We start from the raw sequence: 21993 nt of genomic DNA on the forward strand, positions 1-21993 counted from the left end.
GTTAAAGCTTAATCCCCTTACCGCGCTTGTGCAGCAACAGCGACACCAGAAATGCCACCGCGCCCATCGCTGAAACATACCAGAAGAAAGTCGTCTCAATCCCCTGCTGCTTCATCAGCAACGCAACATACTCTGCCGACCCACCGAAGATCGCATTCGCTACTGCGTAAGATAGTCCTACACCCAGTGCGCGCACCTGTGGCGGAAACATTTCTGCTTTAAGAATGCCACTGATGGCGGTGTAGAAGCTGGTAATCAGCAGCGCCAGCATGATTAACAGGAAAGCCACACCAGGGCTCTGCACGTTTTGCAACAGGGTCAGAATGGGGACCGTACAGATGGCCGCGCCCGCGCCAAAAATCATCATTGAGGTGCGACGACCGATTTTATCTGACAGGGCACCGATAATCGGCTGAATCAGCATAAAGACCAGCAGCGCACCGGTCATCAGGCCGCTGGCGGTTTTAGGATCCATACCTGACGTATTAACCAGATACTTCTGCATGTAGGTAGTGAAGGTGTAAAAACTCAGGGAGCCGCCTGCGGTGAAACCCAGCACCATCAGGAAGGGACGAGTATGATTACGCAGTAACCCGATTACGCTACCCGCATCGCGATGTTCGCGGCTCGTCTTATCTGAGGTCTCTTCCAGTGAGCGTCGTAACCATAATGCGACAACGGCGAGGAGTGCGCCGAGGAAGAACGGAATACGCCAGCCCCAGCTTCGCAGTTCTGCATCCGTCAGCAAAAATTGCAGGACCACGACGGTGAGTACCGCCGCTAACTGACCACCTATCAGCGTGACATACTGGAATGAGGCGTAGAATCCTTTGCGTCCTTCCAGAGCCACTTCGCTCATGTAGGTTGCACTAGTCCCATATTCTCCGCCCACCGATAATCCCTGAAACATACGCGCCAGCAGCAGAATAACGGGCGCAGCCACGCCGATCGTTGCGTAACCGGGTAAGCAGGCGATCACCAGCGAACCAAAACACATCATGCAGACCGAAACCAGCATCGAATTTTTTCGGCCATGTTTATCGCCGATATAGCCGAACAGCCAGCCGCCAATCGGACGCATTAAAAATCCTGCCGCAAAAACGCCCGCTGTTTGTAACAACTGAGTCGTGGTATCGCCCTGCGGAAAGAAAATGTGGGCAAAATAGAGTGAGAAGAAGGAGTAAACGTAGAAGTCGAACCACTCAACCAGGTTACCTGATGACGCGCCGACGATAGCCCAGATACGTTTCTTTGTATCATCCGTCTGAGTTTTATTATTTGTGGGTGCCATGCCTTACCTCTGTTCCTTGCTGATCAACAGCGTTTAAAGGAGTGAGTAAAGCATTTAAGTCTACTGAAGGTAAAGGCGGCGTAATCCGAGATTATTATTGTGAGCCATGTCGCTAATTATCGAAAAATCAGCGGGTTGCTGGTCATTCAGAAGTGAAAAATGGGTAGTTAAGGGTGACATACCGCATGCCTGCAGGTCACGTTTTCAGCTTAACGTGGCAAAGTGCAGACGTAAAAAAGCCCCGCACTTTCGTGCGGGGCTTCTTCACTTGTTTAATGCCTGGCAGTTCCCTACTCTCGCATGGGGAGACCCCACACTACCATCGGCGCTACGGCGTTTCACTTCTGAGTTCGGCATGGGGTCAGGTGGGACCACCGCGCTAAAGCCGCCAGGCAAATTCTTTGTGCTCTGTCCTGTGTCTTTTGTGCTGATGCTGCGTTGGCCGCCCTCGCGCTACTCCGTCACATACTTCAGTATGCTCCTTCGTATCGCTCGGTTGCCGCCTTGCCTCAGCGCAAAATCCTTCGGACTTCAGTCCGCAGGACACAACTGTATCCGGTTAACAAGCTGAAAATTGTGTCTCTCAAAAACGCCTCTGGCGTTGTAAGGTTAAGCCTCACGGGTCATTAGTACCGGTTAGCTCAACGCATCGCTGCGCTTACACACCCGGCCTATCAACGTCGTAGTCTTCAACGTCCCTTCAGGACTCTCAAGGAGTCAGGGAGAACTCATCTCGGGGCAAGTTTCGTGCTTAGATGCTTTCAGCACTTATCTTTTCCGCACTTAGCTACCGGGCAATGCCATTGGCATGACAACCCGAACACCAGTGGTGCGTTCACTCCGGTCCTCTCGTACTAGGAGCAACCCCCCTCAATTCTCCAGCGCCCACGGCAGATAGGGACCGAACTGTCTCACGACGTTCTAAACCCAGCTCGCGTACCACTTTAAACGGCGAACAGCCGTACCCTTGGGACCTACTTCAGCCCCAGGATGTGATGAGCCGACATCGAGGTGCCAAACACCGCCGTCGATATGAACTCTTGGGCGGTATCAGCCTGTTATCCCCGGAGTACCTTTTATCCGTTGAGCGATGGCCCTTCCATTCAGAACCACCGGATCACTATGACCTGCTTTCGCACCTGCTCGAGCCGTCACTCTCGCAGTCAAGCCAGCTTATGCCATTGCACTAACCTCACGATGTCCGACCGTGATTAGCTGACCTTCGTGCTCCTCCGTTACTCTTTAGGAGGAGACCGCCCCAGTCAAACTACCCACCAGACACTGTCCGCAGCCCGGATCACGGGCCTACGTTAGAACATCAAACATTAAAGGGTGGTATTTCAAGGTTGGCTCCACGCAGACTGGCGTCCGCGCTTCAAAGCCTCCCACCTATCCTACACATCAAGGCTCAATGTTCAGTGTCAAGCTGTAGTAAAGGTTCACGGGGTCTTTCCGTCTTGCCGCGGGTACACTGCATCTTCACAGCGAGTTCAATTTCACTGAGTCTCGGGTGGAGACAGCCTGGCCATCATTACGCCATTCGTGCAGGTCGGAACTTACCCGACAAGGAATTTCGCTACCTTAGGACCGTTATAGTTACGGCCGCCGTTTACCGGGGCTTCGATCAAGAGCTTCTCCTTACGGATAACCCCATCAATTAACCTTCCGGCACCGGGCAGGCGTCACACCGTATACGTCCACTTTCGTGTTTGCACAGTGCTGTGTTTTTAATAAACAGTTGCAGCCAGCTGGTATCTTCGACTGGCTTCGGCTCGGGGAGCTAGTCCCTCCACCTACGCGCCAGCGTGCCTTCTCCCGAAGTTACGGCACCATTTTGCCTAGTTCCTTCACCCGAGTTCTCTCAAGCGCCTTGGTATTCTCTACCTGACCACCTGTGTCGGTTTGGGGTACGATTCTGTGTTACCTGATGCTTAGAGGCTTTTCCTGGAAGCTGGGCATTTATCACTTCAGCACCGTAGTGCCTCGTCGTCACGCCTCAGCGTTAATAAGGGACCGGATTTACCTGGACCCTCCGCCTACACGCTTAAACCGGGACAACCGTCGCCCGGCTGATATAGCCTTCTCCGTCCCCCCTTCGCAGTAACACCGAGTACAGGAATATTAACCTGTTTCCCATCGACTACGCCTTTCGGCCTCGCCTTAGGGGTCGACTCACCCTGCTCCGATTAACGTTGAACAGGAACCCTTGGTCTTCCGGCGAGCGGGCTTTTCACCCGCTTTATCGTTACTTATGTCAGCATTCGCACTTCTGATACCTCCAGCATGCCTCACAGCACACCTTCGACGGCTTACAGAACGCTCCCCTACCCAACAACGCATAAGCGTCGCTGCCGCAGCTTCGGTGCATGGTTTAGCCCCGTTACATCTTCCGCGCAGGCCGACTCGACCAGTGAGCTATTACGCTTTCTTTAAATGATGGCTGCTTCTAAGCCAACATCCTGGCTGTCTGTGCCTTCCCACATCGTTTCCCACTTAACCATGACTTTGGGACCTTAGCTGGCGGTCTGGGTTGTTTCCCTCTTCACGACGGACGTTAGCACCCGCCGTGTGTCTCCCGTGATAACATTCTTCGGTATTCGCAGTTTGCATCGGGTTGGTAAGCCGGGATGGCCCCCTAGCCGAAACAGTGCTCTACCCCCGAAGATGAGTTCACGAGGCGCTACCTAAATAGCTTTCGGGGAGAACCAGCTATCTCCCGGTTTGATTGGCCTTTCACCCCCAGCCACAGGTCATCCGCTAATTTTTCAACATTAGTCGGTTCGGTCCTCCAGTTAGTGTTACCCAACCTTCAACCTGCCCATGGCTAGATCACCGGGTTTCGGGTCTATACCCTGCAACTTAACGCCCAGTTAAGACTCGGTTTCCCTGCGGCTCCCCTATACGGTTAACCTTGCTACAGAATATAAGTCGCTGACCCATTATACAAAAGGTACGCAGTCACCCCCATAAAGAAGGCTCCCACTGCTTGTACGTACACGGTTTCAGGTTCTGTTTCACTCCCCTCGCCGGGGTTCTTTTCGCCTTTCCCTCACGGTACTGGTTCACTATCGGTCAGTCAGGAGTATTTAGCCTTGGAGGATGGTCCCCCCATATTCAGACAGGATACCACGTGTCCCGCCTTACTCATCGAGCTCACAGCATGTGTGTTTTTGTGTACGGGAGTATCACCCTGTACCCTGCGACTTTCCAGACGCTTCCACTAACACACAAGCTGATTCAGGCTCTGGGCTGCTCCCCGTTCGCTCGCCGCTACTGGGGGAATCTCGGTTGATTTCTTTTCCTCGGGGTACTTAGATGTTTCAGTTCCCCCGGTTCGCCTTGCAGCACTATGTATTCATGCTGCAATGATGCACAGAGTGCACCGGGTTTCCCCATTCGGACATCGACGGCTGTAGCGGTTCATATCACCTTACCGTCGCTTTACGCAGATTAGCACGTCCTTCATCGCCTCTGACTGCCTGGGCATCCACCGTGTACGCTTAGTCGCTTAACCTCACAACCCACAGGCGTTTTACAACGCTGCGAATTGCAAGCATTTGAGAGACTCGAACGCATCGCCTTGTCATTCCTTATTACGGAGGAATGACGCGCTGCGTCGTTTCAATTTTCAGCTTGTTCCGGATTGTTAAAGAGCATAATACGTCGCAGCACACCGTCGCCGGTATGCTCTGAGGTATTTCAGAAAAAAACAGATAAACGGTATGGTGGAGCTAAGCGGGATCGAACCGCTGACCTCCTGCGTGCAAGGCAGGCGCTCTCCCAGCTGAGCTATAGCCCCATACAGTTACTGCAGAGACCACTACTACCACTCAACCGAGTTACATTCTTCAGGAGAAGGATGCAATTTCTTTTCAGGCAAGGCATGCGGAAGGGACGTTTACTCAGGTAAACGACCGCGCGCATAACGCAGCATGAGAAGAAATTTGGTAGGCCTGAGTGGACTTGAACCACCGACCTCACCCTTATCAGGGGTGCGCTCTAACCACCTGAGCTACAAGCCTGTAGAGGTTTTTTCTGCTCGTTACTTTTTTATCAGACAATCTGTGTGGACACTGCGCGGGAAGGTATCTTCAGGTAAGGAGGTGATCCAACCGCAGGTTCCCCTACGGTTACCTTGTTACGACTTCACCCCAGTCATGAATCACAAAGTGGTAAGCGCCCTCCCGAAGGTTAAGCTACCTACTTCTTTTGCAACCCACTCCCATGGTGTGACGGGCGGTGTGTACAAGGCCCGGGAACGTATTCACCGTGGCATTCTGATCCACGATTACTAGCGATTCCGACTTCACGGAGTCGAGTTGCAGACTCCGATCCGGACTACGACGCACTTTGTGAGGTCCGCTTGCTCTCGCGAGGTCGCTTCTCTTTGTATGCGCCATTGTAGCACGTGTGTAGCCCTACTCGTAAGGGCCATGATGACTTGACGTCATCCCCACCTTCCTCCGGTTTATCACCGGCAGTCTCCTTTGAGTTCCCGACCGAATCGCTGGCAACAAAGGATAAGGGTTGCGCTCGTTGCGGGACTTAACCCAACATTTCACAACACGAGCTGACGACAGCCATGCAGCACCTGTCTCAGCGTTCCCGAAGGCACCAAAGCATCTCTGCTAAGTTCGCTGGATGTCAAGAGTAGGTAAGGTTCTTCGCGTTGCATCGAATTAAACCACATGCTCCACCGCTTGTGCGGGCCCCCGTCAATTCATTTGAGTTTTAACCTTGCGGCCGTACTCCCCAGGCGGTCGACTTAACGCGTTAGCTCCGGAAGCCACTCCTCAAGGGAACAACCTCCAAGTCGACATCGTTTACGGCGTGGACTACCAGGGTATCTAATCCTGTTTGCTCCCCACGCTTTCGCACCTGAGCGTCAGTCTTTGTCCAGGGGGCCGCCTTCGCCACCGGTATTCCTCCAGATCTCTACGCATTTCACCGCTACACCTGGAATTCTACCCCCCTCTACAAGACTCAAGCCTGCCAGTTTCAAATGCAGTTCCCAGGTTAAGCCCGGGGATTTCACATCTGACTTAACAGACCGCCTGCGTGCGCTTTACGCCCAGTAATTCCGATTAACGCTTGCACCCTCCGTATTACCGCGGCTGCTGGCACGGAGTTAGCCGGTGCTTCTTCTGCGGGTAACGTCAATCGACAGGGTTATTAACCCCGTCGCCTTCCTCCCCGCTGAAAGTACTTTACAACCCGAAGGCCTTCTTCATACACGCGGCATGGCTGCATCAGGCTTGCGCCCATTGTGCAATATTCCCCACTGCTGCCTCCCGTAGGAGTCTGGACCGTGTCTCAGTTCCAGTGTGGCTGGTCATCCTCTCAGACCAGCTAGGGATCGTCGCCTAGGTGGGCCATTACCCCGCCTACTAGCTAATCCCATCTGGGTTCATCCGATAGTGAGAGGCCCGAAGGTCCCCCTCTTTGGTCTTGCGACGTTATGCGGTATTAGCCACCGTTTCCAGTGGTTATCCCCCTCTATCGGGCAGATCCCCAGACATTACTCACCCGTCCGCCACTCGTCACCCAAGAGCAAGCTCTCTGTGCTACCGTCCGACTTGCATGTGTTAGGCCTGCCGCCAGCGTTCAATCTGAGCCATGATCAAACTCTTCAATTTAAGTTTGATTTGCTTAAACAAGTTAAGCGGTGCTCATCTGTAAAACGTCATAATGAATTTCATTATGTGTTCACTCGTGAGGCTTGATATTTTTTACGTCCGGAGACGCTGATATCAATCCTGCGAGTGCCCACACAGATTGTCTGATAAATTGTTAAAGAGCAGTGCGAACAGTGCGTTAGCGTCCTGTCGCGAGGTGGCGTATATTACGCTTTCCTCCTGCAGAGTCAACCTCTTTCTCAGAAGTTTTTCTCCGGCGGCGCAGTCTCCTGTGCCTTCTGACCCGTTTTCCGTTTCCGGTTTGCCGTGTCAGTGGAGGCGCATTATAGGGAACGGCTCAGATAGCGCAAGTGCAAATTGAGACTTTTTTACTGACCGTTCATTTTGCACTCAAAAGGAGTATTAAATAAGCAAAAACCCCTCAAAAGGGCAAAAAAAAACGGGCCAGAGGCCCGTTTTTCATTCCACACCCTTACTGATGTGCAGTAATGATGTTGTTCTCCACATCCATTTCGATGGTTTTGCCTGGCACCAGCGAACCGGCAAGGATCTGCTGAGCCAGCGGGTTCTCGATCTGCTGCTGTATCGCACGTTTCAGCGGACGTGCACCGTATACCGGATCATATCCGTTCTCCGCCAGCAGTTTGATCGCATCATCAGAGATGTGCAGCTGATAACCCCGTTCATCCAGACGTTTGTACAGCCGCTGCAGCTGAATCTGCGCAATGGACGCAATATGTTTCTCAGCCAGCGGATGGAACACCACCACCTCATCAATACGGTTGACGAACTCAGGACGGAAATGCTGTCCGACCACACCCATCACGATATCTTTCATTTCCGGGTAACTGAGATTGCCGAACCGCTCCTGGATTAAATCTGATCCCAGGTTAGAGGTCATAATCACCACGCTGTTACGGAAATCGACCGTCCGGCCCTGCCCATCCGTCAGACGCCCATCATCCAGCACCTGCAGCAGAATGTTAAAGACATCAGGATGCGCTTTCTCTACTTCATCCAGCAGGATGACCGAATAAGGCCGACGGCGCACAGCTTCGGTCAGATAACCGCCCTCTTCATAGCCGACATAACCCGGAGGTGCACCCACCAGCCGTGATACTGAGTGTTTTTCCATAAATTCAGACATGTCGATACGAACCATCGCATCGTCACTGTCGAACAGGAAGTTAGCCAGCGCTTTACACAACTCCGTCTTACCGACCCCGGTTGGCCCCAGGAACAGGAAGGAACCGATAGGCCGGTTTGGATCAGAAAGGCCTGCGCGACTACGGCGAATAGCATTTGATACCGCCTCAACCGCTTCATCCTGTCCGATGACCCGGCCATGTAAGTCCTGCTCCATGCGCAGTAACTTATCGCGCTCACCTTCCATCATTCGTGCGACCGGAATACCGGTCCAGCGTGCCAGCACATCGGCAATCTCCACATCGGTTACCCGGTTACGCAGTAACTTCATGGTCTTGCCTTCCGCCTGAGTCGCTGCGGCTAGCTGTTTTTCCAGTGCCGGAATTTTACCGTACTGCAGCTCTGACATCTGAGCGAGGTCACCCTGGCGACGTGCCTGCTCTAAATTCAGACGCGCCTGCTCAAGTTCCGCTTTGATGTTCTGCGTGCCGGACAGCGAGGCTTTCTCTGTCTTCCACTCATCTTCCAGCTCGGCGTATTCGCGCTCTTTCTGGTTGAGCTCGGTTTCCAGCATCTCAAGACGCTTGATGCTGGCATCGTCCGCCTCTTTCTTCAGCGCCTGCTGCTCCAGCTTCAGCTGAATGATACGGCGCTCAAGGCGATCCAGTGACTCCGGCTTCGAGTCCATCTGCATACGAATGCTTGAAGCTGCCTCATCGATCAGGTCAATCGCTTTATCCGGCAGCTGCCGGTCAGCAATATAACGATGAGACAGGGTCGCCGCCGCGACAATCGCCGGGTCAGTGATTTGCACATGGTGATGCAGTTCATAACGCTCTTTCAGACCACGCAGAATGGCGATGGTATCTTCCACACTTGGCTCAGCCACAAAGACTTTCTGGAAACGACGCTCCAGCGCGGCATCTTTTTCAATGTACTGGCGATATTCGTCAAGCGTAGTGGCACCCACACAGTGCAGTTCACCACGCGCCAGCGCAGGTTTAAGCATATTGCCGGCGTCCATCGCACCGTCCGCTTTACCGGCTCCCACCATGGTGTGCAGCTCGTCGATAAACAGAATGACGTTGCCTTCCTGTTTCGACAGGTCACTCAGTACGCCTTTCAGACGCTCTTCGAATTCACCGCGATATTTCGCCCCGGCCACCAGCGCACCCATATCCAGTGCCAGTACCCGACGTCCTTTCAGACCCTCAGGCACTTCACCATTGATGATGCGCTGCGCCAGCCCTTCGACAATCGCGGTTTTACCCACGCCAGGTTCACCAATCAGTACCGGGTTGTTTTTGGTACGGCGCTGCAGAACCTGGATGGTGCGGCGAATCTCTTCGTCACGACCGATGACCGGGTCGAGTTTGCCCTTCTCTGCCCGCTCGGTCAGGTCGATAGTGTATTTTTTTAAAGCCTGGCGCTGATCTTCAGCCCCCTGATCGTTCACGTTGTCTCCTCCCCGCATCTGTTCAATCGCACTGGTGATTTTTTCGCGCGTTGCGCCCGCTGCTTTGAGCAGATCGGCCAGTGAGCCCCGCGATTCCAGCGCGGCCAGAACAAATAATTCGGATGAAATAAAGTTATCGTTGCGCTTCTGCGCCAGCTTGTCGCACAGGTTTAATACCCGGACGAGGTCAGATGAGGGTTGTACATCGCCTTCGCTGCCTTCAACTTGTGGCAGGCGATCAATAGCCTGCTCAACCTGAGCGCGAAATGGCGTAACGTCGACACCGGCCGAAGTCAGTAAAGGTGAAACCGATCCGCCTTCCTGTTTGAGCAATGCGCTCATCAGATGCAGAGGTTCAATGAATTGATTGTCGTGTCCCAGAGCGAGGGACTGCGCGTCGGCGAGAGCCAGCTGAAATTTATTAGTAAGACGATCCAGACGCATAATTCCTCCCATTACAGGTCAAAATGCTACTGGAGATTAAATGAGGTCATCCCTCAAAATTTCAAGGTTAATGACCTGAGATTTGAGTAAAAAATACGCTAACTGGACCGTCTTATGGCGTAAGGTTATAACAGCCAGATCAAAGTTGCCATACGCCCGGTGATCCCATCGCGGCGGAAAGAGAAGAAATCGTCGCGCTGCGTAAAGGTACAAAGGCTGCTGGCGCTGACTGAATTCACGCCCGCTGCCTGTAGTCGCATCTGCGCCAGCAGGCCGATGTCGGCGTAAAAGCGGTCACCTGATGGACGGAAAGCCTGCACAGCCCTGTGATCCTGAGCCATAAAGGCCTGACGGACTTCTTCGCCGACCTCAAACGCATCAGGTCCGATTGCCGGTCCAAGCCAGGCATGAATCTGATCAGGCGGCGAACGAAACTGCGCCAGCGTATTTTCCAGTATACCCGCACAAAGTCCGCGCCAGCCTGCATGTGCCGCCGCCACTTCCGTGCCATCCTGCGAACAGAACAGGACCGGAAGACAGTCAGCGGTCATGATGGCACAGACGACGCCGGGCTGATCGGTAATACAGGCATCAGCACGTAATGGCGTACTTCCCCCTGCAGTCAGACGCACAACCTCAGTGCCATGAACCTGATCCAGCCACTGCGGCATGGCAGGTAAACCCGCCTCTTCCAACAGCAACTGCCGGTTACGCGCCACCGCATCCGGATTATCTCCCACATGCCCGCCGAGATTCAGTGCATCCCAGGGCGATGTGCTGATGCCGCCCTGTCGCTGCGTCGAGCAGGCCCGAACGCGTGACGGAGCGGGCCATTGAGGAGTAATCAGATTCATCACCAATTCAACTGGTCTTTAAATTCTTCAGTGTCTGCTTTTAACGCCGCGATTAAATCAACCATGTCCTGCGGAAGCGCAGCATGGAACTCCATTTCAATACCGCTGATGGGGTGATAGAGGCGCAACATCGTGGCGTGCAGTGCCTGACGATCGAAACCGCGCAGCGTAGTAATAAATGCTTCAGACGCGCCTTTTGGTGGACGCGGACGGCCACCGTAAAGCGGATCGCCCACCAGCGGATGGCTGATGTGAGACATATGCACACGGATCTGGTGAGTACGACCGGTTTCCAGACGCAGGCGCAGACGGGTATGGGCCCGGAAGTGCTCCATGATGCGGTAATGAGTGACCGCCGGTTTACCCATTGGGTGTACCGCCATGTGGGTGCGTTTGGTTGAGTGACGGCTGATAGGCTGCTCAACGGTGCCGCCCGCAGTCATGTTGCCAATCGCAACCGCTTCATATTCGCGGGTGATTTCGCGACGCTGCAGCGAGTCCACCAGATGCGTCTGAGCCGGAACGGTTTTCGCGACCACCATTAAACCGGTGGTGTCTTTATCCAGGCGGTGTACGATGCCCGCGCGCGGCACATCCATAATCGCCGGATAGTGATGAAGTAAGGCGTTTAACACCGTGCCATCCGGATTACCGGCGCCAGGGTGAACCACGAAGTCGCGTGGTTTGTTGATGACAATAATGTCTTCATCTTCATAAACGATGTCGAGTGGCAGATTCTGCGGTTCCCAGCGCTGCGCCTCCTCGATCTCAGCGTCAATCGCGACCAGCTCGCCGCCCAGCACTTTTTCTTTGGGTGTATCGACCATGACGCCGTTTACAGTAACGCGACGATCGAGGATCCACTCTTTTATGCGAGAACGTGAATAATCAGGGAACAATTCCGCCAAAGTCTGATCTAAGCGTTGTCCGAGTTGTGATTCGGATACCGTTGCGGTGAGTTGAACTTGTTGTGCCATATACAGCTTCTTCGTTAACGTTGGGTTTTCACGGCGATGCCGTTTAATATAATGTGCTATCGTACCTGGTCATTACCGGGAGCTATACGGACAGCTTCCGCCATAACATTTGAGGATAATCACTTCGTCATGACGCGTATGAAACATCTGGTGGCTGCTGCCACACTGAGCCTGGCACTTGTTGGTTGTTCCGGCTCAAATGACGCGGTACCGGACAGCCCGCCTTCTGAAATCTATGCTACAGCGCAGCAAAAGCTGCAGGACGGTAACTTTAAAGCTGCGATTAAGCAACTGGAAGCGCTGGATAATCGTTATCCGTTCGGTCCTTATTCGCAGCAGGTGCAGCTGGATTTAATCTACGCGTACTATAAAAATGCCGATCTGCCCCTGGCGCAGGCTGCCATTGCTCGCTTTATGCGTCTGAACCCCACGCATCCGAACATTGACTATGTCATCTATATGAAAGGTCTGACGGACATGGCGCTGGATGACTCCGCGCTGCAGGGCTTCTTTGGTATTGATCGTTCTGACCGCGATCCGACGCACGCTCGTGATGCTTTCCGCGACTTCTCTCAGCTGCTGCGGAGTTACCCGAACAGCCAGTATGCGGCTGATGCTCAGAAACGCCTGGTCTATCTGAAAGACCGTCTGGCTAAATATGAGCTGTCAGTGGCGCAATTCTATACTAAGCGTGAGGCTTATGTCGCGGTTGTTAACCGTGTCGAAGGTATGATGCGCGATTATCCGGATACGCAGGCAACACACGATGCCCTGCCGCTGATGGAAAATGCTTACCGCAATCTGCAGCTGAACGCTGAAGCCGATAAAGTGGCGAAAATCATTGCAGCTAACAAAAGCTGATAGTCAGACAGATTTCCAGCCATAAAAAAAGCAGCCTCTCAGGGCTGCTTTTTTTTGCTTACAGAACAGTCAGATTTGGATCTGTTCTCAGCGAGCTAACTCATCAAGCATGCCGTGTTAATCGTTTCGCTTCAAGCCATTTCGGCCAGTTTCTCTGCCTTTCTCACAGAATGTTGTGACTGACAAAAAGTGACATTTTTTCGTGATCGAAATCCCACATTGAACGCTTTTTCGCGCTATGCTGAGAAGACCAAGACGGAAATGACAGAGAGGTAAGAACGATGATTCTGAACATTACCAGTAAACAAATGGACATCACTCCGGCAATCCGAAGCCATGTTGAAGACCGTCTCGCCAAGCTCGAAAAATGGCAAACCGACCTGATTAATCCACATATTGTCCTTTCCAAAGAGCCCAAAGAATTCGTGGCTGACGCCACTATTAACACACCTAACGGGACTCTGGTGGCCTGCGCCAAGCACGATGATATGTATACCGCTATCAACGATTTGATTGCCAAGCTCGAGCGTCAGCTGAATAAAGTTCAGCACAAGTCTGAAGCACGCCGCGCCAGTGCCAGCGTGAAAGACATCATTCCCGCCGACGAAGAGTCCTGATTTTCTTAACGCTGTTTCTTGACGCGCCTGCGGGCGCGTTTTTTATTGACAGCTTTTAAGCAGTACGGTTACTCTCAGGTCACTCTCTTTTCGGACATAACAATGAAACCTGATCTGTTTTTCTTCGCTTTCTTTTTTACCTTCCCCTGAACGGGAGGCCATTCGTCGTGTGAAAATGAAAGCGAAGACGAACACCGAAGCCTCCCAACCGGGAGGCTTTTTTTTTGGATAGCATACAGGTGAGCCCTATGAATCCCGATAATCCATTGCTGGCGCTACGCGATAAAATCAGCGCCGTGGATAAAAAACTTCTGACGCTGCTGGCCGAGCGTCGTTTGCTGGCAGTGGAAGTTGCACAAGCGAAACTGGCGACGCATCGCCCGATTCGGGATGTGGAGCGCGAACGCGCGCTACTGGAGAATCTCATCGTACTGGGTAAGGCACACAACCTGGATGCGCACTACATCACCCGTCTGTTCCAGCTGGTAATTGAAGATTCCGTGCTGACTCAGCAAGCGCTGCTGCAAAAAAACCTCAATCATCCCCATGCGCATGCCGCCCGTATCGCCTTTCTGGGCCCGAAAGGCTCTTATTCGCATCTTGCAGCACGCAACTACGCGTCGCGCCATTTCGATAGCATGGTGGAGTGTGGCTGCCTGAAGTTTCACGACATCATCAAACAGGTCGAAAATGGCGTGGCTGATTACGCCGTGATGCCGATTGAGAATACCAGTTCAGGCTCGATCAACGATGTCTACGATCTGCTGCAACAGACCAGCCTCTCAATCGTGGGCGAGCTGACATTGCCTATCGACCATTGCGTATTGGTGAATGGCCCCACCGACCTTCAGCAGATTGAGACGGTTTACAGCCATCCTCAGCCGTTCCAGCAGTGCAGCCAGTTTATTAATCGTTTCCCGCACTGGAAAATCGAATACACCGAGAGTACCGCGGCAGCGATGGAGAAAGTGGCTGCGCTCAACTCACCTAAGGTGGCGGCGCTGGGCAGTGAGGCCGGCGGCGAACTCTATCAGCTGCAGGTGCTGGAACGTAATCTGGCGAATCAGCAGCAGAATCACACCCGCTTTATCGTGCTGGCCCGCAAAGCAATCGAGGTTTCCGACCAGGTGCCAGCGAAAACCACGCTGATTATGGCAACCGGCCAGCAGGCGGGTGCGCTGGTCGACGCGCTGCTGGTACTGCGTCAGCACAACCTGATTATGAGCAAGCTGGAGTCCCGCCCGATTAATGGTAATCCGTGGGAGGAGATGTTTTACATTGATGTGCAGGGCAACCTGCAATCAGAGCGGATGCAGCAGGCGCTGCAGGAATTACAGACCATGACCCGCTCTCTGAAGGTACTGGGCTGTTACCCCAGCGAAAATGTGGTGCCCGCTGAACCTGGCGAATAAAAAGAAGAAAAAAGGCATCCAACTGGATGCCTTTTCATTGATGGATGGCTGTCATTTATGGGCGGCTGTCATTGGCCGATCGCAACAGGCTTCGGCTTTCGACCAGGAAGCGTTTTGCGTGATCGCCAAACCACTGTTCAACCCGGTTAAAGCTGGCGATAAACGCCTGCTTGTCGCCCTGCTCCAGCAGCGCAATCGCTTCACCAAACCGCTGGTAATAGCGTTTTATCAGCGCCAGATTACTCTCTGAAGACATGATGATATCCGCATAGAGTTGCGGATCCTGAGCGAACAGCCGCCCCACCATCGCCAGTTCAAGCCGGTAAATGGGCGACGAGAGCGCCAGCAGCTGATCCAGATTGACGTTCTCTTCGGCTAAATGCAGACCATAAGCGAAGGTAGCAAAGTGACGCAGCGCCTGAATGAATGCCATGTTCTGGTCATGCTCAACAGCGCTGATACGATGCAGACGCGCACCCCAGACCTGAATCTGCTCCAGGAACCACTGATACGCTTCCGGTTGTCTTCCATCACACCAGACCACCACCTGTTTTGCCAGGCTGCCGCTGTCCGGGCCAAACATCGGATGCAGACCCAGCACAGGCCCGTTATGGGCAGCCAGCATTGCCTGCAGAGGCCGGTTTTTGACCGACGCCAGATCGACCAGAATACAATCTTCCGGCAGTGGTGGCAGTTGGGCAATCACCTGCTCGGTCAGGTGAATCGGCACGCTAATGATCACCATTCCGGCATCGCTGAGCAGAGTCTCAGCCTGAGGCCAGTCCTCTTTATCCAGCGTTTTAACCGTGTAGCCTGATAGCCCGAGCATTTTTTCAAACAGCCGGCCCATCTGGCCCTTACCACCGACAATCACCACCGGGCGCAGTTCAGGACAGAGGGTTTTAAAGCCTTTATCATTCTCGCTGGTATAAGATTCCCGCATCACGCGACGCAGCACATCCTCAATCAGATCCGGTGGGACGCCGAGCGCTTCGGCCTCTTTACGACGGGAAGCCAGCATCGTCGCTTCACGCTCAGGCACATAGATAGGCAGGCCGTAACGGCTCTTCACCTCACCTACCTCGGCCACCAGTTCCAGTCGCTTAGCCAGCAGATCCAGCAGCGCTTTATCAACACTGTCAATTTGATCGCGTAACGCGGTCAGTTCAGCCACCATTGCTCTTACACCTCTTGTGACAGACGCGCCGACAGCACTCCCTGCAGATCCTGATGCATTTCACGCAGCAACGTTTCGGTCACTTCCCAGTTGATGCATGCATCGGTTACGGAAACACCATACTTCATTTCGCTGCGTGGCTGCTCAGAAGACTGGTTACCTTCATTGATATGGCTTTCCAGCATCAAACCAATGATTGAACGGTTCCCGTCTTTGATCTGCGCAATAGCGGATTCCGCTACGCCAGGCTGACGGCTGTAGTCTTTATTCGAATTACCATGGCTGCAATCTATCATTAAGGCCGGACGCAGTCCCGCCTTGAGCATCTCTTTTTCACACTGCGCGACATCTTCAGGACCGTAGTTCGGCGCTTTGCCGCCACGCAGGATCACGTGACCATCCGGATTGCCCTGAGTCTGCAGCAGGCAGACCTGACCGGCCTGATTAATCCCGACAAAACGGTGTGGCATTGCGGCTGCACGCATGGCGTTGATTGCCGTTCCCAGGCTGCCATCGGTGCCATTTTTAAAGCCTACCGGCATCGACAGGCCCGATGCCATTTCACGGTGCGTCTGAGATTCAGTGGTACGTGCGCCAATGGCAGACCAGCTGAACAGGTCGCCCAGATATTGCGGACTATTGGGATCCAGCGCTTCAGTGGCCAGAGGCAAACCCATTTCAACCAGGTTCACCAGCAGCTGGCGCGCAATGTGCAGACCCGCTTCCATATCAAACGAGTTATCCATGAAAGGATCGTTGATCAGCCCTTTCCAGCCGACGGTGGTACGAGGTTTTTCAAAATAGACGCGCATCACGATAAAGAGCTGATCTTTCAGCTGTTCAGAAAGGGTTTGCAGACGACGAGCATAGTCCAGTGCCACTTCGGTATCGTGAATTGAGCAGGGTCCGCACACTACCAGCAGACGCGGATCGCGGCCGGCAATAATGTCAGAGATAGTCTGGCGCGACGCCGCGACCTGATCCTGCTGTTCAGTGGTCAGTGGAAACTTCGCTTTCAGCTCTTCAGGCGTGATTAATACCTGTTCACCGGCGATATGCACATTGTTCAGCGCGTCTTTTTGCATGATGGCGATCCTTTGGCTCGTATTGGCAGTCATGGACTCCTCACTGAGGAATGCAAATACTGTATCACATACAATACATAGTGCAATATTATATGTACACTTTTATTACCACGGATCAAGAAGGGTGCGAAATATACTTAAAATAACCAATAAAATCATGCATATAATAAAAAGCTCAACCACAAAAAACCAAACGCAATTGTACAAATAAGTTTACAGTTAAGGTTATTGCCTTTCTTCTACCCACAGGCAGAATAAAAGAATCATTCTGTTCGCGCTGAGAGAGTTATGTACCCATCACCACAAAATATTTATCTGCGACCTTTTGAGCTCAGCGACGTATCTGCGTTTACCACTGCGGTTAATGCCTCGCTGGATAGCCTTATCCCATGGATGGTCTGGGCGCATCACGATTATCAGCCTCATGAAGCAGAAAGCTGGATCCGCTTTACCCACTGGCAACGGATGAAAGAGGAAGCGGAAGAGTTTGCCATCGTTGATCAGCATGACCAGCTGCTGGGGGGCGCAGGAATACGCTTTGCCCGTCATCCGGGTGACACCAGCGCAATTGGCTACTGGGTTCGCAGTGATGCACAGCGTCAGGGAATCGCCAGCCGCGCGGTGGCCGCGTTGCTGCCGCTGGGGTTTTCACGCCCAGAGACCCGGGTGATTGAGATTCTGGCAGCAGAGGATAACCTGGCCAGTCGGGGCGTGGCTGAGAAGTGCGGTGGTCAGTTCATTGGCTGTCGCTATGGCCTGATCGTATTAGAGGAAGGGCCGGTTAATACCGCGATTTATCATTTTCAGCGGCCGGACGACGGTTAACTGCAGGCAGTAAGGTTGACTGTGACATAAAAAAGGGGCTGGCAGATGCCAACCCCTTGTTTGCTATTAACTTTTAGATGTCGCGTTAGCGATACCTTAGTTAAGACGCTTTTTTATTTAGGTGTTGATTTCCCTATAAATTTAAATACAAACATAGGTTTAAAGTAAAGTGTAGTGCAAACAAGTGCTATGAAAACCATGCTCTGTAGTCAAAATGTAGGCACTATTTTGTTCCCTGCCCTAACTTACTTACCACCGTTTCAACAAGCTTTGTTAGCGTCTCAAGTTCAGTTTTATCGAGTTTTCTTGATTCTAAAATTTCTGTAGATTGTCCAGCCTCAAGTTTACCAGGGTTACCACCAAGCCTTCCCTTCTCAATCACTTCGGCGAGATCAACCTCTTTACCGCTTTCTAACGTAAACTTAATGATAGCCAATGTTTCTTCTCTTGAACGTTTAATCGCTTCATAATATCTAAACTCATCCATGATAGTCCTATATTGGCGAAGAAAGAAAAATGCAACCAACTCTAAAAAAAACAAAACACCAAAATTAGGTAGTATTGACAAAAGTTGTTGTGATGGTGTTTTTTTTAAATCAACAACATGAGTCTGAGAATAAAAAAAGGCAATGCCTGCAAAAGCACAAATTAACCCTATCATTAAATACAAACTACCACGATTATAAATATTTTTTGAAAGAGATTGAGATGAAAAAATCAACTCTTTGAAATAAAATTCGGCGGTTTCATTTTGGTTGCCCGATGATTTTGACGGCATATCATTAGATTGACTGGATGTAAGAATCTCCTTAGAGTTATTTTTTCCCACCCTAACACTACCAGCATGAACTTTATTAGATATTCTTATTTTAGGATTTATTAGCTTTCTATACGTTAGCTGTAGGGGGGATATCCCATAAACCACCGTAAATATTATATGTAAAACAGTTATGAACAAGGCCTTAGAAAAAACAGGCATTCTATGGAAATCACTATCATACCCCGGAATAATATAACTAAGGGTAGCGTCAAATGTACCATTTAACAAAATAACGTTGGCAGCAATAAAAAAAGCAATTACCTCTATAACATTGCTAACACCCTGCTTCTTTCTTTCATAAAAAAACCTTTCTTCAATGCTAATTTTTTTATCATCTTCTTTTGAATTGTCACTCATTATTAATACCTCTTTTAAAATTTGATAAAGGATTAAGCGCCGCTGCTTCCTCTAAATGGTCAGGAGCGAAGTGAGCATACTTCATGGTTTCACGGATGTTAGCGTGACCGAGTATTCTTTGAAGCACCAGAATGTTGCCACCATTCATCATAAAATGGCTGGCAAAAGTGTGCCGGAGCACATGGGTTTTCTGGCCTTCTATAAGCTGGATAGTTGTAGTAGCTAACATCTTCTTGAAGTCCTGATAGCATGGCTTAAACATCCTCCCCTGCCTTTCCTTTAGCTCGTCATAAAGCCATTGCTGGATAGGAACCGTTCTGTTTTTGCCGCCTTTAGTTTTAAAGAATGAAAGTTTATTAGGTGATAGCTGTGAACGGGTCAGGGTTTCCGCTTCAGTCCAGCGCGCGCCAGTAGCCAGGCAAACTTTGCATATCATCTTTAAGTCTGGCTTTCCGTAAAGCTCGCAGCCATTCAGAAGTTCTGTGATCTGCCTTAAGGTAAGCCAGGACATTTCCTTTTCGTCTTCCCGGAATGTCCTGACACCTTCCAGTGGGTTAGGTAAAGTCCATTCCCCTAATCGCTTCAGTTCATTGAAAACAGCGGCAAGATAGTTTTGCTCTCTGTTGACAGTAATAGGCTTTACTTTCCACTTTGATTCATCGTCGTGATAGCCATTAGAAATTTTACCCTTCAAGCGCTGGTCACGATAATGCGCCCAATCTTTTGCCGTCAACTGAGAGGCTATCGGATCACCTAGTCCGGCACACACAATATCTAATTTAGCCTTACGAGATTTGACGGCCTTGAGCGACTGCCCATGCAGAGAATCCCAGAGATTTATCAGCTCACTAAGCTTGCGGCGATCCTCCTTCTCTTTTATCCACGGTTTGTTTCCGGCCTCAGCGCGCGTGTAATCTTCAAAAGCTACCGCTTCACCTTTTGTCGCAAAGCTTTTCCTGACACGTCGACTGCCGCGCCCATCTAAATAAAAATCAGCAAGCCATTCACCAGATGACAGTTTTTTGATGGACATGTTAACTAACCAAAGATTTTTTAAATTTAGATATATTATTGATTAGGATGGCAATACATACAGCCGCGATTGAATATGAAACCCACATAGGCGCTAAGAAACTAAAAAGCATTATTGTGCCCAGCACTGCCCCACCAAGGCATAGACTCATAAAAGCTTTAAAACCTCTGATGCTTTTTGCTTTACAATTAATATGAGCTGAAACAATACCGCTCACTGTCGCTATTATTAATAAAATAAACTCAGCCATAATTTCCCTATAAATTTTTGGATATTGTCAGCATTACGAAACCAATAGGGTTTACATCACTTTCTGAACATTCAAATGAAGATGAATTGTTAGTAACTTTGATCCTATTACCCGGAAGCCGTGAAACGCTATAAATATCTTTATTTCCATCAATATCTAATAGCCAATCACCATTACCAATGGTCTGAGCGTCCTCTTCCACGATCCATGACATCGAGCCGCGTTGAATATAAAGGGGGTTAGTTAAATCAAAGCCAAAAAGTGAAAGATTAAAACTCACATCAGCCTGATTCTCTAATGTGCCTCCGGAGAGTTTTCGTGCAGGTATGGATGGTATCAGCTGATCAGCTAAATCTTTCGTGGGTAGTGCCTCATCCTCATGGCCAGTAGCTAACCAAGAAAGAGAAACCCCCGTATCAAGTGCGCATGTAATGACAACATCACCTGGAAAATAATCTCTGCGAACCCATGCGCTCATCGTCGCTGAAGGAATATCAAGCAAGTCACCGAGCTGCTTCTGCATAGTAAAGCCATATGCGTGCATTATGCGGTCCAACACTGCCCGCCCGCCATTAGCCAGCATAGTGTCATGAAGCTTCTTCCCTTTAAGAGAGGGATGCTTCACCCCACCTGAACTTACATTTGCAAGTTCACCACTAACCAGCCATCTAAGGCTTACTCCCGTATCCAATGCGCATTGAACGATGTAATCGCCGGGTAAACTCTGGCGAGCCACCCAATTTTGGATAGTAGGTAACGGAATTTTCAGAAGTTCCGCTAGCTCTGGGCGTGAGCTAACCCCATAAGATTTAAGGATTCTCTCCAGTATGGCCTTAACATCGCTGTTGTAATCGGTCATATACCCTTCAAATAATCCAATATGATCTGTTTACACAAATCCATTTGGAATATATCATCCACTTCGTTAGTGAAAATGCACGCCAATGCACCGTAAATACTGCCAACTGGAGATAATCCCCGATGACCAATCAAATTACAATACCTAGCGGCCCCGATCTGATGACTTATGAACAGTTCGCACAGGCTTATGGTTACAGCCTTCGCACTGTGAAACAGATGGTTGAAGATGGTGATCTGCTTGTTATGCCACGTAAAAAAGTTGGTGGTGCCGCACGCATCAACATGGTTGCCTTCCGCGCGCGTTTGCTCGCTCAAGGTGTCAATTGCCACTACGTCGCTGCGTAACAACTTAATTATTTAAGTTGAGCAAAGGAATGACCATGTTTGATTTTAAGACTTCCACCCATAGCCACTATGACGACGCCTGCCGCAAGTTTGCGCTGTCCCACAATATGGTGAAGCTGGCCCAGCAAGCGGGCATGAAAGTGCAGACTCTTCGTAACAAACTCAATCCTGATCAGGTGCATCAGCTGACCGTTCCTGAAGTGCTGCTGCTTACTGATCTGACCGAGGACGCAACGCTGATGGATGGGATGCTGGCGCAGCTGCACTGTCTGCCGTGTGTTCCTGTCAATGAACATGCCGCTGAAAAATTTCCGGCTTACGTGCTCAATGCTTCCGCTCAGGTCGGGACGCTTGCTGCCAGTGCTGCTAATCACGCCAGCATTACCACCTCATGCCGTCGCGGGATCGTTGAAGCTGCTAATACCGGCATTCGCTGCATGATGCTGGCGGCCCTCGCGGTCCAGACTCGCGTCCACTCTAACCCTGCGCTGTCGGGTACTGCTGATGTGTTAAGTGGTATCGGTGCATCTATCGGGATGGTGTGAA

At 51.2% G+C, this 21993-nt stretch carries 17 protein-coding genes, 2 tRNA genes, 3 rRNA genes and 1 other annotated feature; of the genes, 7 read left to right on the forward strand and 15 right to left on the reverse strand.

Going from position 1 to position 21993, the window contains the following annotated elements:
- Position 1 precedes the first annotated feature (1 nt).
- From AC6I8B_RS14910 to rluD, 9 genes are all read right to left on the reverse strand, one after another.
- Positions 2–1291 (reverse strand): MFS family transporter, encoded by a 1290-nt coding sequence (locus tag AC6I8B_RS14910; protein ID WP_010257813.1) that lies wholly within the window; start codon positions 1289–1291, stop codon positions 2–4.
- A 277-nt stretch (positions 1292–1568) separates the two neighbouring features.
- Positions 1569–1684: ribosomal RNA gene (gene rrf, locus AC6I8B_RS14915) — 5S ribosomal RNA — on the reverse strand.
- A gap of 212 nt (positions 1685–1896) precedes the next feature.
- Positions 1897–4805 (reverse strand): 23S ribosomal RNA (locus AC6I8B_RS14920).
- 209 nt (positions 4806–5014) lie between these two features.
- Positions 5015–5090 (reverse strand) — tRNA-Ala (locus AC6I8B_RS14925).
- A 146-nt stretch (positions 5091–5236) separates the two neighbouring features.
- Positions 5237–5313: transfer RNA gene (locus tag AC6I8B_RS14930), tRNA-Ile, on the reverse strand.
- A gap of 74 nt (positions 5314–5387) precedes the next feature.
- A 16S ribosomal RNA gene (locus tag AC6I8B_RS14935) occupies positions 5388–6927 on the reverse strand.
- The 16S, 23S and 5S rRNA genes sit together here with 2 tRNA genes alongside, the layout of an rRNA operon.
- Positions 6928–7399: 472 nt before the next feature.
- Positions 7400–9985: an ATP-dependent chaperone ClpB gene (gene clpB, locus AC6I8B_RS14940; RefSeq protein ID WP_029519628.1), complete on the reverse strand. Its 2586-nt coding sequence runs from the start codon at positions 9983–9985 to the stop codon at positions 7400–7402.
- Positions 9986–10098: 113 nt separating this feature from the next.
- Positions 10099–10827 carry a purine nucleoside phosphorylase YfiH gene (yfiH, locus tag AC6I8B_RS14945; protein WP_157354356.1) on the reverse strand — a complete coding sequence of 243 codons (729 nt, stop codon included), beginning with the start codon at positions 10825–10827 and terminating at the stop codon, positions 10099–10101.
- Positions 10827–11804 carry a 23S rRNA pseudouridine(1911/1915/1917) synthase RluD gene (rluD, locus tag AC6I8B_RS14950; RefSeq protein WP_010248442.1) on the reverse strand — a complete coding sequence of 326 codons (978 nt, stop codon included), beginning with the start codon at positions 11802–11804 and terminating at the stop codon, positions 10827–10829. Before rluD ends, yfiH begins: the two co-directional genes overlap by 1 nt.
- Positions 11805–11933: 129 nt before the next feature.
- Here rluD and bamD point away from each other — a divergent pair, with 129 nt between their 5' ends.
- The 4 genes from bamD (at position 11934) to pheA (ending at position 14694) form a co-directional block, all read left to right on the forward strand.
- Positions 11934–12665 (forward strand): outer membrane protein assembly factor BamD, encoded by a 732-nt coding sequence (gene bamD, locus AC6I8B_RS14955; protein ID WP_010248444.1) that lies wholly within the window; start codon positions 11934–11936, stop codon positions 12663–12665.
- Positions 12666–12946: 281 nt separating this feature from the next.
- Complete coding sequence (raiA, locus tag AC6I8B_RS14960) at positions 12947–13282, forward strand: ribosome-associated translation inhibitor RaiA (RefSeq protein ID WP_497817477.1); 336 nt, start codon at positions 12947–12949, stop codon at positions 13280–13282.
- 101 nt (positions 13283–13383) lie between these two features.
- Positions 13384–13508 (forward strand) — a sequence feature (Phe leader region).
- Positions 13385–13432: a pheA operon leader peptide PheL gene (gene pheL, locus AC6I8B_RS14965; RefSeq protein ID WP_193555295.1), complete on the forward strand. Its 48-nt coding sequence runs from the start codon at positions 13385–13387 to the stop codon at positions 13430–13432. Its footprint overlaps the feature before it by 48 nt.
- A gap of 22 nt (positions 13509–13530) precedes the next feature.
- Complete coding sequence (gene pheA, locus AC6I8B_RS14970; protein ID WP_010248448.1) at positions 13531–14694, forward strand: bifunctional chorismate mutase/prephenate dehydratase; 1164 nt, start codon at positions 13531–13533, stop codon at positions 14692–14694.
- 55 nt (positions 14695–14749) lie between these two features.
- On the opposite strand, the gene tyrA is transcribed toward pheA, so the two are convergent.
- Together tyrA and AC6I8B_RS14980 are read right to left on the reverse strand one after the other, a co-directional pair.
- Positions 14750–15871, reverse strand: coding sequence for a bifunctional chorismate mutase/prephenate dehydrogenase (gene tyrA, locus AC6I8B_RS14975; protein WP_033758683.1), 1122 nt, complete (start codon positions 15869–15871; stop codon positions 14750–14752).
- Between the two features lie 5 nt (positions 15872–15876).
- Positions 15877–16956 carry a 3-deoxy-7-phosphoheptulonate synthase gene (locus AC6I8B_RS14980; protein WP_010672116.1) on the reverse strand — a complete coding sequence of 360 codons (1080 nt, stop codon included), beginning with the start codon at positions 16954–16956 and terminating at the stop codon, positions 15877–15879.
- Between the two features lie 288 nt (positions 16957–17244).
- Here AC6I8B_RS14980 and AC6I8B_RS14985 point away from each other — a divergent pair, with 288 nt between their 5' ends.
- Complete coding sequence (locus AC6I8B_RS14985; RefSeq protein WP_010248470.1) at positions 17245–17781, forward strand: GNAT family N-acetyltransferase; 537 nt, start codon at positions 17245–17247, stop codon at positions 17779–17781.
- A gap of 223 nt (positions 17782–18004) precedes the next feature.
- Here the strand turns inward: AC6I8B_RS14985 and AC6I8B_RS14990 are convergent, their stop codons facing one another.
- Genes AC6I8B_RS14990 through AC6I8B_RS15005 form a run of 4 tightly spaced genes read right to left on the reverse strand, consistent with a single transcriptional unit; the run spans position 18005 to position 21100 of the window.
- Positions 18005–18958 carry a hypothetical protein gene (locus tag AC6I8B_RS14990; RefSeq protein ID WP_497817478.1) on the reverse strand — a complete coding sequence of 318 codons (954 nt, stop codon included), beginning with the start codon at positions 18956–18958 and terminating at the stop codon, positions 18005–18007.
- Positions 18951–19991 carry a phage integrase gene (locus AC6I8B_RS14995; protein WP_497817479.1) on the reverse strand — a complete coding sequence of 347 codons (1041 nt, stop codon included), beginning with the start codon at positions 19989–19991 and terminating at the stop codon, positions 18951–18953. The genes AC6I8B_RS14990 and AC6I8B_RS14995 overlap by 8 nt, the downstream gene beginning before the upstream one ends.
- 1 nt (position 19992) lies before the next feature.
- A complete protein-coding gene (locus AC6I8B_RS15000) occupies positions 19993–20241 on the reverse strand; it encodes a hypothetical protein (protein ID WP_157354354.1) in 249 nt (82 codons plus the stop codon).
- Between the two features lie 7 nt (positions 20242–20248).
- Complete coding sequence (locus AC6I8B_RS15005; RefSeq protein WP_497817480.1) at positions 20249–21100, reverse strand: phage repressor protein CI; 852 nt, start codon at positions 21098–21100, stop codon at positions 20249–20251.
- A 122-nt stretch (positions 21101–21222) separates the two neighbouring features.
- Here AC6I8B_RS15005 and AC6I8B_RS15010 point away from each other — a divergent pair, with 122 nt between their 5' ends.
- Entirely contained in the window at positions 21223–21447 is a 225-nt protein-coding gene (locus tag AC6I8B_RS15010) for a QIAIP family phage-derived DNA-binding protein (RefSeq protein ID WP_337029298.1), read from the forward strand.
- A 35-nt stretch (positions 21448–21482) separates the two neighbouring features.
- Complete coding sequence (locus AC6I8B_RS15015) at positions 21483–21992, forward strand: phage regulatory CII family protein (RefSeq protein WP_154210525.1); 510 nt, start codon at positions 21483–21485, stop codon at positions 21990–21992.
- The last annotated feature ends 1 nt before the right edge of the window (position 21993 follow it).

This window comes from Pantoea sp. X-Soil-ISGK-285, assembly GCF_059730815.1.

Bases quoted from the DNA above. Each gene is read 5' to 3' on its own strand.
- AC6I8B_RS14910 (WP_010257813.1), bottom strand. From the start codon at position 1,291: ATGGCACCCACAAATAATAAAACTCAGACGGATGATACAAAGAAACGT.
- clpB (WP_029519628.1), bottom strand. From the start codon at position 9,985: ATGGGAGGAATTATGCGTCTGGATCGTCTTACTAATAAATTTCAGCTG.
- yfiH (WP_157354356.1), bottom strand. From the start codon at position 10,827: ATGAATCTGATTACTCCTCAATGGCCCGCTCCGTCACGCGTTCGGGCC.
- rluD (WP_010248442.1), bottom strand. From the start codon at position 11,804: ATGGCACAACAAGTTCAACTCACCGCAACGGTATCCGAATCACAACTC.
- bamD (WP_010248444.1), top strand. From the start codon at position 11,934: ATGACGCGTATGAAACATCTGGTGGCTGCTGCCACACTGAGCCTGGCA.
- raiA (WP_497817477.1), top strand. From the start codon at position 12,947: ATGATTCTGAACATTACCAGTAAACAAATGGACATCACTCCGGCAATC.
- pheA (WP_010248448.1), top strand. From the start codon at position 13,531: ATGAATCCCGATAATCCATTGCTGGCGCTACGCGATAAAATCAGCGCC.
- tyrA (WP_033758683.1), bottom strand. From the start codon at position 15,871: ATGGTGGCTGAACTGACCGCGTTACGCGATCAAATTGACAGTGTTGAT.
- AC6I8B_RS14980 (WP_010672116.1), bottom strand. From the start codon at position 16,956: ATGCAAAAAGACGCGCTGAACAATGTGCATATCGCCGGTGAACAGGTA.
- AC6I8B_RS14985 (WP_010248470.1), top strand. From the start codon at position 17,245: ATGTACCCATCACCACAAAATATTTATCTGCGACCTTTTGAGCTCAGC.
- AC6I8B_RS14990 (WP_497817478.1), bottom strand. From the start codon at position 18,958: ATGAGTGACAATTCAAAAGAAGATGATAAAAAAATTAGCATTGAAGAA.
- AC6I8B_RS14995 (WP_497817479.1), bottom strand. From the start codon at position 19,991: ATGTCCATCAAAAAACTGTCATCTGGTGAATGGCTTGCTGATTTTTAT.
- AC6I8B_RS15000 (WP_157354354.1), bottom strand. From the start codon at position 20,241: ATGGCTGAGTTTATTTTATTAATAATAGCGACAGTGAGCGGTATTGTT.
- AC6I8B_RS15005 (WP_497817480.1), bottom strand. From the start codon at position 21,100: ATGACCGATTACAACAGCGATGTTAAGGCCATACTGGAGAGAATCCTT.
- AC6I8B_RS15010 (WP_337029298.1), top strand. From the start codon at position 21,223: ATGACCAATCAAATTACAATACCTAGCGGCCCCGATCTGATGACTTAT.
- AC6I8B_RS15015 (WP_154210525.1), top strand. From the start codon at position 21,483: ATGTTTGATTTTAAGACTTCCACCCATAGCCACTATGACGACGCCTGC.